Here is a 1,319-nt window from a genome sequence, read left to right on the forward strand (position 1 = left end):
CTGGGCGTTTTCTAGCGAACGTCGCAACACTCGATCAAATGCGGGCTATTTCTTTGAGCCTATCGAAGTGCCGTCCGGACGGTTCCCAGCTGCGTGATTCCCGTGGCCGTGTGTTGATCTTCGCGGCGACTTCCGCCAGACGTTCTGGACTGTGGAGGTTCAAATTGGTTCCCTTGGGAAAATACTGGCGAATCAACCCGTTGGTGTTTTCGTTAGAGCCGCGCTGCCACGGCGAATGCGCGTCACAGAAGTAGACCGGGATGGTCGTGTCGTCCTGAAACTGTTGATATTCGGCCATCTCCGAGCCCTGATCCCAGGTCAGTGATTTGCGCAGGTGCGGCGGCAGTGCCGACATGGCGTTGCCCACGTGTGTGCGAACACTGACGGCATCGTGCTTGCCGTTCAAATGCACGAGCATGAGGAAACCGGTGGTGCGTTCCACGAGTGTGGCGATGGCCGAGCGGTTGAACGCCCCACACACGAGGTCGCCTTCCCAATGACCGGGTACAAGCCGATCATCAACCTCAGCGGGACGTTGATCCAAGAGCGGCCCCGAGAAACGGGAGCGCCGCGCGGAGCCTGTTCGGCGTGGCAACCGTCCACGGCGACCCGTGCGCAGATGTGCTGTCATCCCGCGCGCGATCCCGCTGGTGTGCGGCGAGTAGAGGGCTTGGTAGATGCTTTCGTGCACGAGGTGCATCTCCGGTTGGCCGGGAAAGTCGATGCGCAACTGGTGACAGATCTGTCTCGGGCTCCACTGCTCCTTCAGCAACGTTTCAATCGCTGTGCGTAGCGGCGCACTCCCGGCGATCTTGCTCTGTCTCGGGCGTTTTCGTGAGACAGCAGCGCGAATTTCGGCTGCGTGAGGCGCGTACCGCCCCGACCTCGGAGCGCTATTACGTCGTATCTCCCGGCTAATCGTGGAGGGACTGCGTCCAAGACCAGCCGCGATCTGGCGCAGCGTCGTGCCGGCGTGCACCCCATCAGCGATCTGAATCCGCTCGGCTTCAGAGAGGTACCGCGGGGAAATGATGGACGGGGCGATCATGGATATCGGCGGATAGGTTTTCGTGCGCCCGTGCCCGTGCCCGTGCCCCTGCTTCACGGTTCGCCCAAACCGCCACCGCATGCCCGTACGCCGGTTAATCTTCAACTGCAGACACGCTTCGGCGTTCGTGATTCCTTGACTCATCAACCGAGCATATTCAACGCGCGTCTCTGCCATAGGGAGCGCGCCGGCGCCCTTCTTGCGGCTTCGTGAACTGTCATCCATCGCTGACTCCAAACTCCAGCGTTGCAACGACGGCTAGAAAACGCCC

General features: G+C 61.0%; 1 protein-coding gene. It reads right to left on the minus strand.

Annotation, left to right across the window (positions count from 1 at the left end; genetic code table 11):
- Nucleotides 1-34: 34 nt before the first annotated feature.
- Nucleotides 35-1,180 (minus strand): IS30 family transposase, encoded by a 1,146-nt coding sequence (locus IWX77_RS16810; protein WP_442784494.1) that lies wholly within the window; start codon nucleotides 1,178-1,180, stop codon nucleotides 35-37.
- Nucleotides 1,181-1,319: the final 139 nt, after the last annotated feature.

Source organism: Cryobacterium sp. CAN_C2, assembly GCF_015751745.1.
Lineage (GTDB): Bacteria > Actinomycetota > Actinomycetes > Actinomycetales > Microbacteriaceae > Cryobacterium.